At 70.4% G+C, this 17504-nt stretch carries 15 protein-coding genes and 1 riboswitch; of the genes, 5 read left to right on the top strand and 10 right to left on the bottom strand.

The features are described 5' to 3' along the window. Nucleotides 1-79 precede the first annotated feature (79 nt). Together ITJ62_RS11770 and ITJ62_RS11765 are read left to right on the top strand one after the other, a co-directional pair. On the top strand, nt 80-514 hold the full coding sequence (locus tag ITJ62_RS11770; RefSeq protein WP_194602153.1) for a PTS sugar transporter subunit IIA: 435 nt from the start codon (nt 80-82) through the stop codon (nt 512-514). Beyond that, complete coding sequence (locus ITJ62_RS11765) at nt 514-1668, top strand: mannitol-1-phosphate 5-dehydrogenase (RefSeq protein WP_071259440.1); 1155 nt, start codon at nt 514-516, stop codon at nt 1666-1668. Before ITJ62_RS11770 ends, ITJ62_RS11765 begins: the two co-directional genes overlap by 1 nt. Nucleotides 1669-1780: 112 nt before the next feature. On the opposite strand, the gene ITJ62_RS11760 is transcribed toward ITJ62_RS11765, so the two are convergent. Genes ITJ62_RS11760 through ITJ62_RS11740 form a run of 5 tightly spaced genes read right to left on the bottom strand, consistent with a single transcriptional unit; the run spans nt 1781 to nt 6003 of the window. After that, the gene (locus ITJ62_RS11760; RefSeq protein ID WP_194602150.1) at nt 1781-3142 is read right to left on the bottom strand and encodes an FAD-binding oxidoreductase; all 1362 of its coding nucleotides are present in this window, start codon (nt 3140-3142) and stop codon (nt 1781-1783) included. Beyond that, nucleotides 3139-4293: an N-acetylglucosamine-6-phosphate deacetylase gene (gene nagA / locus ITJ62_RS11755; RefSeq protein ID WP_194602146.1), complete on the bottom strand. Its 1155-nt coding sequence runs from the start codon at nt 4291-4293 to the stop codon at nt 3139-3141. Before nagA ends, ITJ62_RS11760 begins: the two co-directional genes overlap by 4 nt. Then, complete coding sequence (locus ITJ62_RS11750) at nt 4290-4646, bottom strand: YrdB family protein (protein ID WP_234993927.1); 357 nt, start codon at nt 4644-4646, stop codon at nt 4290-4292. The genes nagA and ITJ62_RS11750 overlap by 4 nt, the downstream gene beginning before the upstream one ends. 40 nt (nt 4647-4686) lie before the next feature. Then, nucleotides 4687-5556: a formyltetrahydrofolate deformylase gene (gene purU, locus ITJ62_RS11745; RefSeq protein ID WP_194602569.1), complete on the bottom strand. Its 870-nt coding sequence runs from the start codon at nt 5554-5556 to the stop codon at nt 4687-4689. Between the two features lie 54 nt (nt 5557-5610). Then, the gene (locus tag ITJ62_RS11740) at nt 5611-6003 is read right to left on the bottom strand and encodes a MerR family transcriptional regulator (RefSeq protein WP_161578547.1); all 393 of its coding nucleotides are present in this window, start codon (nt 6001-6003) and stop codon (nt 5611-5613) included. A 184-nt stretch (nt 6004-6187) separates the two neighbouring features. Between ITJ62_RS11740 and ITJ62_RS11735 the strand changes: the two genes are divergently transcribed. Beyond that, nucleotides 6188-7414 (top strand): MFS transporter, encoded by a 1227-nt coding sequence (locus tag ITJ62_RS11735; RefSeq protein WP_194602143.1) that lies wholly within the window; start codon nt 6188-6190, stop codon nt 7412-7414. A gap of 39 nt (nt 7415-7453) precedes the next feature. On the opposite strand, the gene ITJ62_RS11730 is transcribed toward ITJ62_RS11735, so the two are convergent. Together ITJ62_RS11730 and ITJ62_RS11725 are read right to left on the bottom strand one after the other, a co-directional pair. Continuing rightward, nucleotides 7454-9664 (bottom strand): sigma-70 family RNA polymerase sigma factor, encoded by a 2211-nt coding sequence (locus ITJ62_RS11730; protein ID WP_194602139.1) that lies wholly within the window; start codon nt 9662-9664, stop codon nt 7454-7456. Nucleotides 9665-10068: 404 nt separating this feature from the next. Then, nucleotides 10069-11571 (bottom strand): family 20 glycosylhydrolase, encoded by a 1503-nt coding sequence (locus ITJ62_RS11725; protein WP_194602136.1) that lies wholly within the window; start codon nt 11569-11571, stop codon nt 10069-10071. 159 nt (nt 11572-11730) lie between these two features. After that, a riboswitch (ZMP/ZTP riboswitch) is annotated at nt 11731-11849 on the top strand. Nucleotides 11850-11891: 42 nt separating this feature from the next. On the opposite strand from ITJ62_RS11725, the gene glyA reads away from it, so the two are divergent. Together glyA and ITJ62_RS11715 are read left to right on the top strand one after the other, a co-directional pair. Then, nucleotides 11892-13163 carry a serine hydroxymethyltransferase gene (gene glyA, locus ITJ62_RS11720; protein ID WP_064296623.1) on the top strand — a complete coding sequence of 424 codons (1272 nt, stop codon included), beginning with the start codon at nt 11892-11894 and terminating at the stop codon, nt 13161-13163. 11 nt (nt 13164-13174) lie between these two features. Continuing rightward, nucleotides 13175-14047 carry a bifunctional methylenetetrahydrofolate dehydrogenase/methenyltetrahydrofolate cyclohydrolase gene (locus tag ITJ62_RS11715; protein ID WP_071259424.1) on the top strand — a complete coding sequence of 291 codons (873 nt, stop codon included), beginning with the start codon at nt 13175-13177 and terminating at the stop codon, nt 14045-14047. 26 nt (nt 14048-14073) lie between these two features. Here ITJ62_RS11715 and ITJ62_RS19045 read toward each other — a convergent pair whose 3' ends face one another. The 3 genes from ITJ62_RS19045 to galT form a co-directional block, all read right to left on the bottom strand. After that, on the bottom strand, nt 14074-14550 hold the full coding sequence (locus ITJ62_RS19045; protein ID WP_228498173.1) for a hypothetical protein: 477 nt from the start codon (nt 14548-14550) through the stop codon (nt 14074-14076). 574 nt (nt 14551-15124) lie between these two features. After that, nucleotides 15125-16285: a galactokinase gene (gene galK, locus ITJ62_RS11705; protein ID WP_194602130.1), complete on the bottom strand. Its 1161-nt coding sequence runs from the start codon at nt 16283-16285 to the stop codon at nt 15125-15127. Next, a complete protein-coding gene (galT, locus tag ITJ62_RS11700; protein ID WP_194602126.1) occupies nt 16282-17433 on the bottom strand; it encodes a galactose-1-phosphate uridylyltransferase in 1152 nt (383 codons plus the stop codon). Before galT ends, galK begins: the two co-directional genes overlap by 4 nt. Nucleotides 17434-17504: the final 71 nt, after the last annotated feature.

Genomic DNA, 17504 nt, shown 5'->3' with positions numbered 1-17504 from the left:
CCCGGGCCTCCATCCACCGCCCTTCACCCGGCTCCGGACCGCACCGGCGGAGCCCCGCACGACGAATGCAGAGGAAGACATGTCGCAGGTACTGACCCAGGATCGGATCACCATCGTCACCGGGACGGTGACGCAGGAGGAGGCCATCCGCCGCGCTGCCGACGCCCTCGAAGCAGCCGGAGCCGTGACCGACGAGTACTTCGAGGCCATGCTCGCCCGCGAGCAGTCCGTGTCGACCTACATGGGCAACCTCCTCGCCATCCCGCATGGGACGAACGACGCGAAGGAGGCGGTCCGTGATTCCGCCCTGTCGTTCACCCGCTACGAGACCCCCATCGACTGGGACGGCGACGAGGTCCGCTTCGTCGTCGGCATCGCCGGCAAGGACGGCGGGCACATGGAGATCCTCTCCAAGATCGCCATCATCTTCTCCGAGGACGACGAGGTCGCCAAGCTGCTCGCAGCCGAGACGCCTGAGGAGCTCTACTCGCTCCTGAGCGAGGTCAACGAGTGATGCGAGCCGTCCACTTCGGCGCCGGCAACATCGGGCGCGGCTTCGTCGGCCTGCTCCTCCACGAGGGCGGCTACGAGGTCGTCTTCGCGGACGTCAACGCCGAGCTCATCGATGCGATCGCCGCGGCCGACAGCTACACGGTGCACGAGGTGGGCGACGGCGCGAAGGACACGGTCGTCACCGGGTTCCGCGCGATCAACAGCGCCACCGACGAGGAGGCCCTGGTCCAGGAGATCGCCGCCGCCGAGGTGGTGACCACCGCCGTCGGGCCGACCATCCTGCGCTTCGTCGCTCCGGTCATCGCGCGAGGGATCGCCGCCCGTCCGGCCGATGCCGCTCCGCTCGCCGTCATGGCCTGCGAGAACGCGATCAACGCCACCGACCTCCTCGCCACCGAGGTGCGCCAGGCGGTCGGCGACGAGGCCTGGGCGTCCCTGTCGGCCCGGGCCGTGTTCGCGAACACGGCCGTGGACCGCATCGTCCCAGGCCAGCCCGCCGGGCAGGGCATCGACGTGACCGTCGAGACCTTCTACGAGTGGGCCATCGAGACCCCGGCGTTCAACGGCTCGCTGCCGTCGATCCCCGGTGCCCACTTCGTCGAGGAGCTCGCGCCGTACATCGAGCGGAAGCTCTTCACCGTGAACACCGGCCACGCCTCCGTCGCCTACTTCGGTGCGCGCGCCGGTATCGGGACGATCGCCGAAGCGCTCGCCGAGCCGTCGATCGCCGCGGCCGTCGGCGCGGTGCTGGAGGAGACCTCCGCGCTGCTCGTCGCCAAGCACGGGCTCGACGTCGACGCGCAACGCGAGTACCGCGAGACGATCCTCCGTCGTTTCGCGAACGTGCACCTGCCCGACACCGTGGAGCGCGTCGGTCGGCAGCCGCTGCGCAAGCTGAGCCGGACCGAGCGGTTCATCGGACCCGCCGCAGAGCTGGCGGAGCGCGGCATGGCCCACGACGCCCTCGTCTCGGCCATCGGCGCCGCGCTCGAGTTCGACGTCGCCGACGACGAGCAGAGCGTCCACCTGCAGGCGAAGCTCCACGAGCTCGCTCCGGGCACCTTCGTCGAGGAGGTCACCGGCCTCGCTCCCGAGCACCCGCTGGCTCCCGCGGTGCTCGCGCAGGTCGTCGCCCGACAGGCATCGCTCGCGTAACGCGCTCCGACAGGCTCAGGGACCGGATCCGTCCGGCCCCTGAGCCTGTCGCCGTTTCCCGGAGCTGTTCCGGTCCAGATCCTGTTCCGGTCCCTGAGCCTGTCGAAGGGCCTCAGAACATCTTGCCCGGGTTGAGGAGGTTCTCGGGGTCGAAGAGCCGCTTGATCCCGTGCTGGAGCGCGAGCTGATCCTCGCCGAGCTCGTCGCCGAGCCAGCGCTTCTTGAGCAGGCCGATGCCGTGCTCGCCGGTGAGCGTACCGCCGAGCCGCAGTGCGGTGGTGAAGAGGTCGTCGGCGGCCTGCCAGATGAGGTCGGGTACCTCGACACCCTCGAAGACGAAGTTCGGGTGGAGGTTGCCGTCGCCCGCGTGCGCGACCGTCGGGATGGAGATGCCGTAGCGGCGCTCGATCTCGCCGATGGCCGTGAACATCGCCGCCAACTGGCTGCGGGGGACCGACACGTCCTCGATGAGCGGGGTGCCGAACTGCTCGAGCGAGGGGTGCAGGGCACGGCGGACGGCCAACAGGTGCTCACCTGTCGCGTGGTCGGTGGACATCTCGGCACGCCCGCCGCCGGCGTGGAGCACATCGAGGATCGCGGCGGCCTCCGCCTCGGCGTTCGGGCCGTCGGTCTGGATCACGACGTGCGCCTCGCCGCTGGTCGGGGTCGGCAGCTGCAGGTAGCGGTGCACGGCGACGAGCGCGACAGGGTCGAGCAGTTCCATGATCGACGGCTGGATACCGGACGCGGTGACGGCGGCGGTGGCCTCCGCTGCCGAGACCACGCTCGGGAAGTAGCCGGCGATGGTCGCGACGGTGCCCGGCGTCACGCGCCGGATGCGGACGGTCGCCTCGACGATGACGCCGAGGACGCCCTCGGAGCCGACCATGAGACTCGTGAGGTCGAGGCCGGTGACCCCCTTCACGCTCCGGTGCCCGACGCTGATGAGTCGTCCGTCGGCCAGGACCACCTTGAGGGCGAGGACGGCGTCGCGCGTCACGCCGTACTTGGCGCAGAGCAGGCCGCCGGCACCGGTCGCGATGTTCCCGCCGACGGTCGAGATCGCGCGGCTCGCCGGGTCGGGAGCGAACCAGAGTCCTCGGGCGAGTAGGAGGTCGTTGAAGGCGCCGTTGATGATGCCCGGTTCGACGACCGCGAGGAGGTCGGGTTCGTTGATCTCCAGGACGCGCTGCATCTCGAGCGTCGACAGGACGATCTCGCCCGCGCCGCCGAGCGCGCCGCCGGCCAGTCCGGTACCGGCTCCGCGCGTCACGACCGGCGTCCCGGTCGCGGTGGCGATGCGCATGACCGTCTGGACGTCCTCGATGGAACGCGCGGAGACCACGGCGAGGGGAGGGGCGTCCGACACGTGTCCGGACTTGTCGGACCGTGCGTCCGCGAGGACGGCGTCCGTCGTCGAGACCGCGTCGCCGAGCGCGTCACGGAGGGCGTCGAGGACGGGAGGCGTCGTCATCGCGGCAGGGCTGATCCGTCGGCCCAGACCGCCTGGACGTTCCACTGGTGGTCGAGGAGGACGGCGTCCGCGGCGTATCCCGGGGCCAGTCGACCGAAGCGGTCGGCCAGGCCGAGGACCCGGGCCGGGGTGCTCGTGAGGGCACCGACCGCCGCGTCCGCCGCCACACCGCTCGCGACGGCGAGTCGGAGCGCCCGGTCGAGCGTCAGCGTGGAGCCGGCGATCGAGTCGCCTTCCACGAGCCGCGCCAGACCGTCCGTCACCTGGACTTCGAGCGCGCCCAGGAGGTAACGGCCGTCGGAAGAGCCGGCTGCGGCCATCGCGTCGGTGATGAGTGCGACACGGCCCGGGGCCTGCTCGAAGGCGAGCTTGGCGACGTCGGGGTGCACGTGTTCGCCGTCGAGGATGAGCTCGACCGTGACCCGCTCGTCGGCGAAGGAGGCGATGATCGGTCCGGGCGCGCGGTGGTGGATCCCGTTCATCGCGTTGAACACGTGGGTGACGAGCCTGGCGCCGAGATCGAAGGCCGTCTTCGTCAGTGCCTCGTCGGCGTCGGTGTGGCCCACGGCGACGATGACGCCGGCCTCGACGAGGACCTGGATCGCCTCGAGGGCGTTCGGCAGCTCAGGAGCGATCGTGATCTGCCGCAGCGTGCCTCGGCTCGCGTCGATGAGGCGTTCGACGACCGCCGGGCTCGGGTCGATGAGCGCACCGGGGTCGTGCGCGCCCTTCTTGACCGGTGAGAGGAACGGACCTTCGAGGTGGGCTCCGAGGACCAGGGGATCCTCGGCGACGAGGTCGGCGATCCCGTCGAGGCTCGCGACGAGGGCGTCGACCGGGTTCGAGACGAGGCTGATGAGCGTCCTCGTGGTCCCGTGTGCCCGGTGCACCGCGAGTGCGCGTCCGATGGCGTCGCGTCCGTCGTCGAAGGACGACCCGCCGCCACCGTGGACGTGGAGGTCGATGAACCCCGGCGTGAGGTGGCCGCCGTGTGCGTCGTGGACGGATGCGCCGTCGCCGACGGGGATGGAGCGCCAGTCGTCGCCGGTGCCGGTGGAGCGGATGACCCCGTCGACCGCGTGCAGCCAGAAGGCGTCCTGGTGGCCGCCGACGTCGACCTTGGTGGCGGAGTGGATCAGGAGCTCGGTCATGCGAGCTGCTTCCGGCCGCGGACGACACCACTGGCGACGGCGACCACGGCGAAGACGGTCGCGATGATCGGCTGCCCGAGGTGCAACCAGGCGAGCGCCGCCGCCGCGAAGATGAGGAGCTCGACGACCGCCTGGCCGTAGAGGTCGATGCGGATCACGGCGCGCGGCGAGAGGAACAGCGCCCAGAGGATGATCGCCACGACCGGCGCGGCGATCCCGACGACCACGTTCAGCGGGAACGGCCACACCGCGACGCCCCAGAAGCCGAGCGAGAAGAAGGCGAAGAGTTCGAGGAAGAACCGCAGGATCTCGTTGGGGCCGATCTTCACGTCGGCGGGAGTTCGTTCAGACACCACACGATTCTACGGCGCGTGGCCGGGAGCCCGCTCCGGGTCAGCGGAAGATGATCGTGCGTGCACCGTCGAGGAGGACGCGGTCCTCGGCGAACCACTTCACCGCCTGGGTGAGGGTGCGGCTCTCCTCGTCCTGACCGATGGCGACGAGCTCCGAGGGGGAGCGGGAGTGGTCCACGCGGACGACGTTCTGCTCGATGATCGGTCCCTCGTCGAGGTCGCTCGTCACGAAGTGCGCCGTCGCGCCGATGAGCTTGACGCCGCGCGCATGCGCCTGCTTGTAGGGGTTCGCGCCCTTGAAACCGGGCAGGAAGGAGTGGTGGATGTTGATGGCGCGACCGGCGAGGCGCTCGCAGAGCTCGGGGGAGAGGATCTGCATGTACCTGGCGAGGACGACGAGCTCGATGTCGTGCTCCTCGACGGCCTCGACGACCCTGGCCTCGAACGCCGCCTTCGATGCCGCGTCCGTCACGGGCAGCGCCTCGAAGGGCACGCCGTAGAAGGAGGCGAGATCGCGGAGCGAACCGTGGTTGCTGAGCACGAGGGGGATCTCGACCGGGAGCTGGCCGGCCCGCTGGCGGAAGAGGAGGTCGTTGACGCAGTGCGCCGCCGTCGAGGCCAGGACGAGCGTCCGGAGCGGACGACCGACGACGTCGAGCCGCCACTGGAGGGCGTACCGCTCGACGACCGGTGCGATGGCCGCCTCGAAGCGCTCGCGCGAGACCGCCGCCTCGACCTGGAGCCGCATGAAGAACCGCCCGGTGTCATCGCTCGAGAACTGCTGGCTCTCGGTGATGTTGCCGTCGGCCTCGACGATCGCACCGCTGATCGCGTGCACGATGCCTGGCTGGTCCTCGCAGATGATCGAGAGCACCCAGTGGACGGAGCGCTCGTGCGTGGTCGATGGCACAGCGGAGGGATCGGTCGAGTTCGTCACCGACTCAGGTTACCGGGACCCGACGGCTCAAGCCGCAGGGACGGACCGCTCGTCGACGAGGTCGGCGTGGGAGGACTGCCGCAGGTACGACCGCACCGTCTCGCGGCTCTGCCGCAGGCAGTCGATGCGGGCGTCGATCGAGGCGATCTGCGCGTGGAGCGACTCGGCCGTCGCGCGGGAGCAGTCGGGCACGGCACGCGAGGTGCGTGCGTCGTCGAGATCGAGGACCACGCGCACGAGACGGGTCGTGAGCCCCGCGTCGAACAGGTTGTCGACCGTGACGACGTGGTCGATCGCGGACGGTTCGTACTCGTCGGGCGCGTGCGACGCACGCACGGCCACCAGGAGTCCCTCCTCCTCGTAGGAGCGGAGCCGGGTGGCCGGGACACCCGTTCGTTCAGCGAGTTCTGCAATGCGCATGAGCGGCCTCTCTGTCACCTTCACGTCAGCTGCAACGTCGGATCGAGCCCTCCGCATTCCCACCCTCGGGTAGACTCGTCCGCGGTCGCCGGATGTCGGTTGACCCTGGGCGCGCACATCAGCGCGTAGACGAACTCGTCCGCCGCGTCAGCCGACGAGTGAACGCCATCGTTGGAGCAATCCGATGACCTCCTCTTCGCCCTCCTCGGCGCGCGCCGCCGAACCCTCCAAGCCGTCGTCACCGCCGTTCCCCTGGGTCGGCCTGATCGCGCTCGCGGCGGGCACCTTCCTCTCCGTCACCGGCGAGATGATCCCGACCGGGCTCTTGCCGGAGATGAGCACCTCGCTCGGCGTGACCGAGTCGCAGATCGGGCTCCTCGTCAGCGTGTTCGCGTTCACGGTGGTGCTGTCCAGCACCGCGCTCATCCACCTCACCAGGCGTGTCCCGCGACACGCGTTGCTCGTGGCCGTCATCGTCGTCCTCGGCGTGAGCACCGGTCTCGGCGCGCTCGCCCCGAACTACGAACTCCTCGTCGCCACCCGGGTGCTCGGCGGGCTCGCCCATGGTGTCTTCTGGGCGGTCGTCGGCGCGTACGCCGGTCACCTGGTCCCGAAGGAACAGCTCGCCCGTGCCGTGTCCGTGACGATCGCCGGAGGCACGCTCGCCTTCGTCCTCGGCGTCCCGCTCAGCACCGCGCTCGGGCACGCGCTCGGCTGGCGACTCGCGTTCGGCGTCCTCGCCGCGGCGATGCTCCTCGGCGCCGTCGTCGTGTGGTGGAAGCTGCCGCCCGTCGGTCGGGAGGAGTCGCACGCGGCAGCCTCGGGTGCCACGGGCCGTGATCCGAGCATCGTCCCGGTCGCGATCGTCTGCATCGCGGTCGGCGTCATCATGGCGGGCCATTACGCGTTCTACACCTACATCGCACCGTTCCTCATCGGCGAGGTCGGTGTCCCGGCCGGCCAGCTGAGCATCCTCCTCCTCGTCTACGGCGTCGCAGGCGCGATCGGCCTCATCCTCACCGGCAGCGTCTTCGCGAGGCGTGCGACCACGGGGCTGTTCGTCGCCCTGACCGTGTCCGCCGCCATGGTGAGCGTGCTCGCCCTCTCGGCAGGCTGGCTTCCGGGTGCGCTCGTCGCGTTCTTCCTCTGGGGGACGGCCTTCGGCATGCTGCCGCCGCTCATGCAGACACGCCTCCTGCACGCGGCGAGCCCGCGCATCCGCGACACAGCGAACGCGTTCTACACGACCGCGTTCAACACGGGTATCGGTGGCGGCTCGGCGCTCGGCGCGTTGCTCCTCGCCGAGATCGGTCTCGGCGTGCTGCCGTGGGTGTACGTGTGCCTCGCCGTGGTCGCGACCTCGCTCCTCGCGGCGGATGTGCTGCGCACCCGCAGGCGCGAGTCCGTCTGATCGAGCACGAGCCGTTGCGGACGCGCTCAGCGGGACCGCTTACGGTACAGACGGTTCGTCCGTCGTCGGCGCCGGTGAGGCGTCCGCACCATCGGTCGGCGCGGTGACGTCGGGCGCGGTCTCCACCGGTGTCTCCGTCGCCGGATCCGGCTCGGTCGTACTCGACACGTCCGTCTCCGTCGCGGGAGCCGCTTCCGCCGGGGTCTGCTCCGCGATCGGGTCGACGACGGCCTGAAGCGGGACCGGAGCGGGGACCGCCTCCGGTGCGGTGTCCAGAACCGCTTCCGGGAGCGTGGCCGTCGCCGGATCGACGGCGGCCTCGGTACTCAGGAGTCCGGTCAGCGAGAGGTACTCGACGGAGGTCGCAGGTCCCACGCGCGATGGGTCGGACGGGTCGACGCTCCAGACGCTGAGCTCGTGGAACCCGACGGCAACGGCGGCGCCGGTGAGCGTCGCTCGACCGTCGGCGTCGAGCGCGACGTGTTGCTCGTCTCCACCGTCGATCGTGTATCCGACCGCGCCGTTCGGAGCACCGACGACCACGAGCGGGCCGGTCGGATCGAGGAACTGCACCGACAGCACCGTCCGGAGCCCGGTGACGGCCGGCCCGCTGATCGACATGGTGGCCGGTTCGGCGGACACGGAGACCTCGTCGCCCAGGGTCTGGCGGACGGTCAGGACGAAGGTGCCCGAGCGGCCGAGGTCGACCGGGCCGGTCGACCAGGTCCCGGTCTCGGGGGCGGCTGTGGCGGACGCCCGCCGCGCCGAGGGCGGGACGACCGTCGACGCGACGACCGCGTCGCCGTCGAGGATGTCGACGGTGGCGCCGGCCGCTGCGGTGCCGCTGAAGGAAGGCCACAGGAAGCCGCCACCGGTGTCGGCGGCCATCGTCGGCGCCGGGAGCTCCTCGGGGTCCGTCGGATCGACGGGGTCCACCGGATCGACGGGAGGGGCGACGGGCGGCGCCGTCGGCGACGGGACCTGCGGGTCGGCGACCGGAGGCGGCGTCGCACCCGGGCCGGGCGTCGGCCGGGGAGTGGGCATCGGTCCCGAGGGTGTCGGGGTCGTCGGCGCGGACGGCGACGTCGTCGGACCCGTGGTCGGACTCGCGCCCGGTGTCGGCACGGCGGCGGGGTCGCTGGTCTCGCCGGCGGAGACGGAGGTCGCCGGGTCGGCTGCGGGCGGGAACACCACCGGACCCAGGACGAGCGCGGCTGCGGTCACCACCGCGACGACGCCGATGCCGATCGCGGCGATGATCCCACCGGAGAGACCCGCCGTCGCAGCACCCGCGACGCCGGCACCCGACGCGGCACCACTGGAACCGGCTGCTCCGGAAGCCGCTGCTCCGCCGGAGGCCGCCACCGAGGTGCTCAGGTGTGCCGTCAGTGCGACCCCGCCGGTGACGCCGGCCGGCATCGCGGCGACCGCGGTCGTCGACGCACCGTTCGTCTGCAACCACGCGGTGTAGCCGGCCGCACCGGCAGCGCCTGCGACGAGGGGGAGGAGGACGAGCGCCATGCGCGAGCCGACCTCCTTCGCCTCAGCGGCCACGATGGTGCACCGCTGACAGGCGTCCAGGTGCGACTCGACCTTGGCCGTGTCCCGCGCGGAGAGGTTCCCGCGCGCGTACGATCCGAGCCTGCTGATCGTGAAGGCGTGCTCCGAGTCGTCGTCGACGGCCTGCAGGTGCGCCTGGATCCACGCTTCGCGCAGCCCCTCGCGTGCTCGGTAGGCGAGCGCGGCCACCGAGTTGGCCTTCATCCCGAGGAGCGGCGCGACCTCCGCGGGCGTCATCGCCTCGATCTCCGTGTACCAGAGCACCACCTGCCACCGGGTCGGCAGGCTTCGGAACGCTCGGGCACTCAGGCTGCGGTCGAGGGCCTCGATCGAGGACGCCTCGTTCGTGTCCGGGTCCTCGAAGGAGTCCAGGGTGTCGAGCGAGGTCTCCCGACGTGATCGGCCCCAAGCGGCAGCCGTGTTCCGGATGGTCGTGAACAGGTAGGGGCGGAAGGCGCCGGTGGGGCCCTTCCCGCGGCGGACCGCCTGATAGATGCGTGCGAAGGACTCCGAGACGAGGTCGTCGGGATCGAGGCTCGAGGTGACGGACCTGGCGACGGTCCGTCCGGCGTTCGAGTGCCGTCGCCACAGCTCCGCGTAGGCGTCCTGCGAGCCCGTGCGGGTGTGCTCGATGAGCTCGGCATCCGATCGCTCGGTGAGCGATGAAGCCGGGGATGTGTCCAGGCTCATGATGCCTCCGTCTGCGAGCTGCGCACTACCGGGCACCGTGCCCGCTCAAGAGAGTCGGGTGAAGCGGGATCATGACGCCGATTCCTCATCTTGGCACGAGGTGTCTCGCGGACAGCCGCTGGCGCCGAGGAAGATCCGTTTCGATTGTTCTGGGAAACCGCGTCATGACCTGCTCGGGATGCACTCTCTCAGAATGAACAGCAGGATTCCCGGCGACGGGGACCCGGCTGGGTCGTCCTCGGACGGCCACGATGCGCGCCACGGCCGGTGTGCATCGGGCAACGGACCCGAAACGTTGCAGATCTCGACGGGAGGGGGCGCCTTCGTGCGTACCCGTCGACAGGCCGGGAGTGGTGCTCGGGGGCGAGCATCACTCCCGGCCGCCTTTCCGACCGTCGCTCGGATCAGTCGAGCCAGCCGACCTCAGGGGAGCGGTGGAAGGCGATGCCCGCGGCCGACCATCCCTGAGCAAGCTCGGCCAGCCGGACCCGGAAGTCGCTCCAGTCCGGCGCGCGTCGCTCCGACCATCCGATCTCCGCGATGGACGCGACACGAGGGAAGACGAGGAACTCGAGCGTCTGCACGTCGGCCACAGTCTCCGTCCAGAGCGGGGCCTCGACGCCGAGGATGTCCTGCTCACCGACGCCCTCGACGATCTCGGTCGGCTCCCAGACGGCGGAGCGTTCGACACTCGTGGGCCCGTCCGCCCACGTGAGGCCGGCCGTCGCGACGTCGGGGTACTGCATGTCGAGGTAGGCGGCGTCGGCCGGAGACATGATGACCTGCCCGCCCTGATCGACGAACGAGTGCAGCTTGGCGGCGTGACCGTCCTCGGGGGAGACGTAGTTCCAGTACTGGCCGATGGTGCCGGGGGCGAGGTCCCGAGACGCGCCGAACTCGTGCCAGGCGATCGCGGTCTTCCCGGTCGTGGCGATCAGCTCGGACACCCGACGGGCGAAGTGGAGGAAGTCCTCCTCAGTGGTGGCGAGCGCTTCATCGCCGCCCAGGTGGAGGTAGGGGCCCGGGGTCATCGCGGCGAGCTGGGTGAACACGTCGTCGAGGAACTCGTATGTGGACTCGGCATGGATGTCGAGGCTCGAGAAGCCGACCTCCGTGCCGGTGTAGGGCTGGCGGGCGACGCCGTCCGGGTTGAGTTCCGGATACGCCGCGAGGACCGCGTTCGTGTGTCCGGGGACGTCGATCTCGGGGACGATCGTGACGCGGCGGTCGGCGGCGTACTCGATGATCGCCCGGTAGTCGTCGGCGCTGTACGAGCCGCCCGTGCCTCCACCGACCGCGGTCGCCGCACCGATCCCGGTGAGCTCCGGCCACCCGGCGATCTCGAGGCGCCAGCCCTGGTCGTCGGTGAGGTGCAGATGCAGGTGGTTGAGTTTGAGTGCGGCGATCTGGTCGATGAACCGCTGCACCTGCGCGACCGTGAAGAAATGCCTCGCGACGTCGAGCATCGCGCCGCGGTAGGCGAAGCGCGGAGCGTCGTCGATGACGGTCGCGGAGATGATCCAGTCCTGTGCGCCGGCCGTCGGCGCCCAGTTGGCCGGCGGGAGGAGCTGCCTGAGCGTCTGCGTGCCGTGGTGGACCCCGTCGGCGTCCGCGCCGACGATCTCGACGCCGGAGACCGCGGCGGTCAATCGGTAGGCCCCGCTCGTCGTCGACAGGCTGGGGTCGATCGACAGCGTGATGTCCGTACCCGCGGAGGCCACGACCTCCTCCGTGCCGGTGGTCTCGACCGGGAGGGCGAACCCCGTCGAGGTGCGCAAGGCGTCGGCGAGGATCCGAGCTGTGGTCGCAACCGACGGGTCGGTACGGATCACCGAATCCGCCGACAACCGGAACGGGGGAGCGGAGGCGTCCGTGGTCTGCGAGACGGGGCGGGGCAGCAGGCTCATGCGCGGTTCCTTCGGCGTCGGCGACGCGGGATCGTGGGGGCTGGAACGGGGTTTGTTCGGAGGGTGAACAAGCGTCGAGCCATCCTGACACACCGGCCCCCACCGCTGCCCGGCCTCTCCACAGGACGGTGCGCGTCGGGCGTCCCGTTGCTATGCTGCTAGCAGTCGCAACTGGCGTATAGACGGAGTTCCGCTCCGCCTCAGATGGTTCACCATCGGGGAGCGACCCTGCACCTTGAAGACAAGGGCGGATTCGGCCGCACGCCTGGGCCGAAACGGCACATCACCGACATCCGTTCTGTCACAAAAGGGAGCCAGTCTTGTCCGACACCTTCAACGCGCCACTCTCCGAGGTCGATCCCGAGATCGCAGCGGTCCTCGAGCAGGAGCTCGGTCGCCAGCGCAACACCCTCGAGATGATCGCGAGCGAGAACTTCGTGCCCGTCTCCGTCCTGCAGTCGCAGGGCAGCGTCCTCACCAACAAGTACGCCGAGGGCTACCCGGGTCGTCGCTACTACGGCGGCTGCGAGTTCGTCGACATCGCCGAGTCCCTCGCGATCGAGCGGGCCAAGAGCCTCTTCGGTGCCGCGTACGCGAACGTCCAGCCGCACTCGGGCGCCACGGCCAACGCCGCGGTCCTCTCGGCGATCGCCACCCCCGGCGACACCATCCTCGGTCTCGAGCTCGCCCACGGCGGTCACCTCACCCACGGCATGAAGCTCAACTTCTCCGGCAAGCTCTACAACGCCGTCTCCTACGGCGTCGACCCTGAGACCTTCCTCGTCGACATGGACGTCGTCCGCGACAAGGCACTCGAGCACAAGCCGCAGGTCATCATCGCCGGCTGGTCCGCCTACCCGCGCCAGCTCGACTTCGCCGCGTTCCGCGCGATCGCCGACGAGGTCGGCGCGAAGCTCTGGGTCGACATGGCGCACTTCGCCGGCCTCGTCGCCGCAGGCGTCCACCCGTCACCCGTGCCGTTCGCCGACGTCGTGTCCTCCACCGTGCACAAGACCATCGGCGGCCCGCGCTCCGGCTTCATCGTGAGCCGCGACATGGAGCTCGCCAAGAAGCTCAACTCGAACGTGTTCCCCGGCCAGCAGGGCGGACCACTCATGCACGTCATCGCCGCCAAGGCGACGGCGTTCAAGCTCGCCGCCACGGCGGAGTTCAAGGACCGCCAGGAGCGGACGCTCCGCGGTGCCAAGCTCCTCGCCGAGGCGCTCACCTCCGAGGCGTCGAAGGCCGCCGGCATCGACGTCCTCACGGGCGGCACCGACGTGCACCTCGTGCTCGCCGACCTCCGCACCTCCGAGCTCGACGGTCAGCAGGCCGAAGACCTCCTCCACGAGGTCGGCATCACGGTCAACCGCAACTCGGTGCCGTTCGACCCACGCCCGCCGATGGTCACCTCCGGCCTGCGGATCGGTACGCCGGCGCTCGCGACGCGTGGCTTCGGCGACACCGAGTTCGCCGAGGTCGCCGACATCATCGCCCTCGCGCTCCGCAACGGTGCCGAGGCCGGGGCCCTGCGGGAGCGCGTCACGGCGCTCGCCGAGCGCTTCCCGCTCTACCCCGGCCTCCAGCAGTAGGGCGCGGGCGCATGACCGCACAGATCCTCGACGGTAAGGCCACGGCCGCCGCCATCAAGTCCGAACTCGCGATCGAGGTGGCCGCGCTCAAGGAGCGCGGCATCTCGGTCGGGCTGGGCACCGTCCTCGTCGGGTCCGACCCGGGTTCGCAGTGGTACGTCGCCGGGAAGCACCGCGACTGCGCCGAGGTCGGCATGGAGTCCATCCGACGCGACCTGCCCGAGACGGTCTCGCAGGAGGAGCTCGAGGCCGTCCTCGACGAGCTCAACGCCGACGAGAGCTGCACCGGCTACATCGTGCAGCTCCCGTTGCCGAAGCACATTGACACCGACGCGATCCTCGAGCGCATCGATCCCGAGAAGGACGCCGACGGGCTCCACCCGACCAACCTCGGTCGTCTCGTGCTCAACGTGAACCGCCCGATCCACACGCCGCTGCCGTGCACGCCGAAGGGCGTCATCGAGCTGGTGGAACGCCATGGGATCAGCTGGGCGGGCAAGCACGTCGTCGTCGTCGGCCGCGGGGTCACCGTCGGTCGCGCGATCGGCCCGCTGCTCACCCGTCGCGAATACAACGCGACGGTCACGCTGACGCACACCGGAACGGTCGGACTCGACGACATCCTCCGCACCGCCGACGTGATCGTCGCCGCGGCGGGCGTCCCCGGGATCGTCACGCGCGATGCCGTGAAGCCCGGCGTGATCGTCCTCGACGTCGGTGTGAGCCGCGAGACCGACCCCGAGACCGGCAAGTCCCGGGTCGTCGGCGACGTCGCCCCTGACGTGGCCGAGGTCGCCTCGTGGATCAGCCCGAACCCCGGTGGTGTCGGCCCCATGACCCGCGTCGGTCTCCTCGCCAACGTCGTCCGCATGGCCACCCCCTAACCCAGCCCGCGAACTGTCACTCGACGCTAGTCCGGCGCCCCGCGATTAGCCGGAAGTGACAGTTCGCGAGCCAGGGCGGTGAGGATGGGTGACGGGTCCGTCAGGTGTGAGCGATTCACCCGGATGACCCGCCAGCCCGCTGCCATGACTCGGTCGAGGCGATCGATGTCGTGGAAGATCTGCCGTTCATCCGTGAAGTGGGTGCCGCCGTCGTATTCGACGAGGACCCGCTGTTCGGGATACACCAGGTCGCCCAAGGCCAGAAACCGTCCGTGGTCGTCCGAGATGACCTCGTTGACGAGCGGTTCCGGAAGGCCCGCGCGGACGATCAGCAGGCGCAACGCGGTCTCCATCGGCGAGTCCGTCCGCGGCCGCATCATCGAGAATGCGAGCCGCAGACGTTTCGCGCCGCGACGGCCGTTCATCCGTGCCAGCCCACGGACGATCTGTTGCTCCGAGGCCAGCGGTCGCTTGCGGCGGAGCAGCACGTCGCCGGCGATCACCAGGTCATCCAAGGGAAGCCGGGTTCCGAGCTGACACCAGGCGTCGACGGCGGTCAGCGCCGGCAGTTCCTCGACGACGACGACCTCCCAGTGGTCCCCGTCGAGTTGATGTCCGCGCACCCCCGCTCCTCGCGGGGCGCGTGCCGGGGCGACGGACGCGACATCGAGTGGTGCCTCCTGTTCCCAGGTGGGCACGGGGAGGCCGTGCAAGGCCGCCGCGCTCACGTGGCTGAAGAACTGCCCATCGTGCAGGAGAGGGGCATAGGCGTGACAGCGTCCGGGGATGTCCGTGGGCTGGTCGAGCGGTGCCCGGACGCCTCGGTGCGGCGTGGCGAGGTCGCGCGCTCGTAGCCGCGATCGAGGCACGCCGAGTTCGTCGGCGTCGGCCATGGAGAACGGCTGCTTGCTGAGTTCGAGGGGGAGGGGACGTCGGCGGACCATCCCACCACGGTGCCGACTGCGGTGTCTCGGCGTCGGAAGTTCTCCACACCCTGCCCGCGAACTGTCACTCGACGCTAGTCCGGGCGGCCGGGACTAGCCGGAATTGACAGTTCGCGGGCAGGGGAGGGGAAGGTCAGGATTCTCGGGTGGCTCCGGCGGCGGGGCGGACGGGGAAGATGGTCGGGGCGGTGAAGGACGCCTGGGCGAACGCCGCCGTGACCGCCTCGGCAACGGCCGACGCCAGGGCGACGGGGACCAGGGCGATCGCCGCACCCCCGAACCCACCACCGGTCATCCGCGAACCGATCGCACCGGCCGCCATCGACGTCTCGACGGCCAGGTCGAGTTCCGGAACCGAGATCTCGAAATCGTCCCGCATCGACGCGTGGGAGGCCACGAGCAGCTCGCCGATCGACGTCGGGCCGTGCTCGCGCAGGGTCCGGACGGTGTCGAGGACACGCTGGTTCTCCGTCACGACGTGACGGACGCGGCGGAAGGTCTCGTCGTCGAGCAGCTCACGAGCGCGCTCGAGGTCGCCGACCGTGACGTCGCGGAGCGAGTCGGCGCCGAGCGCTGCGGCACCCGCCTCGCAGGACGCCCGACGTGCCGCGTACCCGCCCGACACGTGGGCGTGCTCGACGCGCGTGTCGATGACGAGCAGCTCGAGGTCGTGCTCCTCGAAGCCGAGGGGGATGACGTCGGTCTCGAGCGAACGGCAGTCGAGGAAGACGCCGCAGTCACGCCGGCCGAGGAGCGACGCCGACTGGTCCATGATGCCGGTCGGTGCGCCGACCGCCCGGTTCTCGGCGAGCTGGCAGATCTTCGCGAGCGTCCGGCGGTCGTGGTCGAGGTGCCAGATCTCGTTCAGTGCGACGGCGACCGAGGCCTCGATGGCCGCGGAGGAGGAGAGGCCGGCCCCGACCGGGACGTCGGAGTCGATGTAGATGTCGACCCCGGGCACCTCCTGCAAGGGTGCCCCGAACTGGCCGAGCGCCCATGCGACGCCGAGCGGGTAGGCGGACCAGCCCTGCAGTGCGTCGGGATCGAGCGCGCGCACCGAGACCTCGACGATCTCGGGCGAGAAGCTGCTCGACACCCGGATGCGGTCGTCGTCGCGACGCCGGACGGCTGCGACGGTGCGGCGGTCGATCGCCATCGGGAACACGAAGCCGTCGTTGTAGTCGGTGTGCTCGCCGATGATGTTCACGCGGCCGGGCGCGGTCCAGAGGCCGTGCGGTTCGCTGCCGAAGGCGTTCTCGAATCCGCTCGTGGCGGTGCGCTGCAGGTCGGTCATACGGGGTTCTCCTCGTCGGCTGCGGCGATCGCGGCGCGCAGGGCGGTGGCGGTGGTCTCGGGCGGGACGTCGCCGATCCAGGCGCCCATGGCGGCCTCGGAGCCGGCCAGGTACTTCAGGCGGTCGGCTCCACGACGCGGGGAGGTGAGCTGCAGGTGGAGTCGAAGCTCGTCGCGGTGGACACGGGTCGGGGCCTGGTGCCAGGCGGCGATGTACGGGGTCGGGGTGTCGTACAGGGCGTCGACGCCGCGCAGCAGCCGCAGATAGAGGACGGCGAGTTCGTCCCGTTCCTCCAGCGAGGTCGCGGCGAAGTCGGGCACGTGCCGGTGGGGGAGCAGGTGCACCTCGATGGGCCAGCGCGCCGCGAACGGGACGAACGCCGTCCAGTGCTCGCCGGCGAGGACGACGCGCTCGTCAGCCTGCTCCGCGGCGAGGATGTCGGCGAAGAGTCCGGGACCGTAGGCCTCGCTCGCGGCGATGAGTCGCTGCGTGCGCGGGGTCACGTAGGGGTAGGAGTAGATCTGTCCGTGCGGGTGGTGGAGGGTGACACCGATCTGCTCGCCACGGTTCTCGAAGGGGAACACCTGCTGGATCGAGTCGATCTGCGACAGCGCGTGCGTCCGGCGGGCCCACGCCTCGATGACCGTGCGCGCCCGGGTGCGGGACAGCGAACCGAAGGAGCCGGTGCTCGACGGGCTGAAGCTCACGACCTCGCAGCGGCCGACCGAGGTGCGCGTCCGGCCGATCCCGATCGCCTCGAGGTCGGCGAGATCGACCGGTGCGTTCTCGTCTTCGAGCAGCGGTCCGAAGGACGGGGACTTGTTCTCGAAGACCGCGACGTCGTACTGGTCGGGGATCTCGGAGGGGTTGGACGGGCTCGCGGGTGCGAGCGGGTCGAGGTTCGCGGGTGGCAGCATCACGCGGTTCTGGCGGGCGGCGGCGATCGAGATCCACTCACCCGTCAGCGGGTCCTGGCGCATGGATGCGGTCGGTGGTCGTGGCGCGAGTTCGCGTGCGTCGGGCAGGCGCTCCGCGGGCAGCGTCGTGTCGACGTCGTCGAAGTAGATGAGTTCGCGACCGTCGGCGAGGCGCTGGGTCGAGCTCGCGATCGCCGGGTCGAGGACGAAGGTGTCGTCGAGTGGGGGCATGGGGATCCTCAGAACGGGTTGTCGAAAGGAAACGTACAACGTTTCGCCTTGAAAAGTATAGGCAAGTCAGC

The organism is Plantibacter sp. VKM Ac-2876, assembly GCF_015350715.1.
Classification (GTDB): domain Bacteria; phylum Actinomycetota; class Actinomycetes; order Actinomycetales; family Microbacteriaceae; genus Plantibacter; species Plantibacter auratus.
Note: the sequence above shows the minus strand (reverse complement) of the source record. Positions and strands in the feature narration are given on the sequence as shown.

Coding starts and splice junctions, on each gene's coding strand:
- ITJ62_RS11770 (WP_194602153.1), top strand. CDS start 80: ATGTCGCAGGTACTGACCCAGGATCGGATCACCATCGTCACCGGGACG.
- galK (WP_194602130.1), bottom strand. CDS start 16,285: ATGACCGACCTGCAGCGCACCGCCACGAGCGGATTCGAGAACGCCTTC.
- ITJ62_RS11760 (WP_194602150.1), bottom strand. CDS start 3,142: ATGACGACGCCTCCCGTCCTCGACGCCCTCCGTGACGCGCTCGGCGAC.
- ITJ62_RS11740 (WP_161578547.1), bottom strand. CDS start 6,003: ATGCGCATTGCAGAACTCGCTGAACGAACGGGTGTCCCGGCCACCCGG.
- ITJ62_RS11765 (WP_071259440.1), top strand. CDS start 514: ATGCGAGCCGTCCACTTCGGCGCCGGCAACATCGGGCGCGGCTTCGTC.
- nagA (WP_194602146.1), bottom strand. CDS start 4,293: ATGACCGAGCTCCTGATCCACTCCGCCACCAAGGTCGACGTCGGCGGC.
- ITJ62_RS11725 (WP_194602136.1), bottom strand. CDS start 11,571: ATGAGCCTGCTGCCCCGCCCCGTCTCGCAGACCACGGACGCCTCCGCT.
- ITJ62_RS11730 (WP_194602139.1), bottom strand. CDS start 9,664: ATGAGCCTGGACACATCCCCGGCTTCATCGCTCACCGAGCGATCGGAT.
- ITJ62_RS11735 (WP_194602143.1), top strand. CDS start 6,188: ATGACCTCCTCTTCGCCCTCCTCGGCGCGCGCCGCCGAACCCTCCAAG.
- ITJ62_RS11715 (WP_071259424.1), top strand. CDS start 13,175: ATGACCGCACAGATCCTCGACGGTAAGGCCACGGCCGCCGCCATCAAG.
- galT (WP_194602126.1), bottom strand. CDS start 17,433: ATGCCCCCACTCGACGACACCTTCGTCCTCGACCCGGCGATCGCGAGC.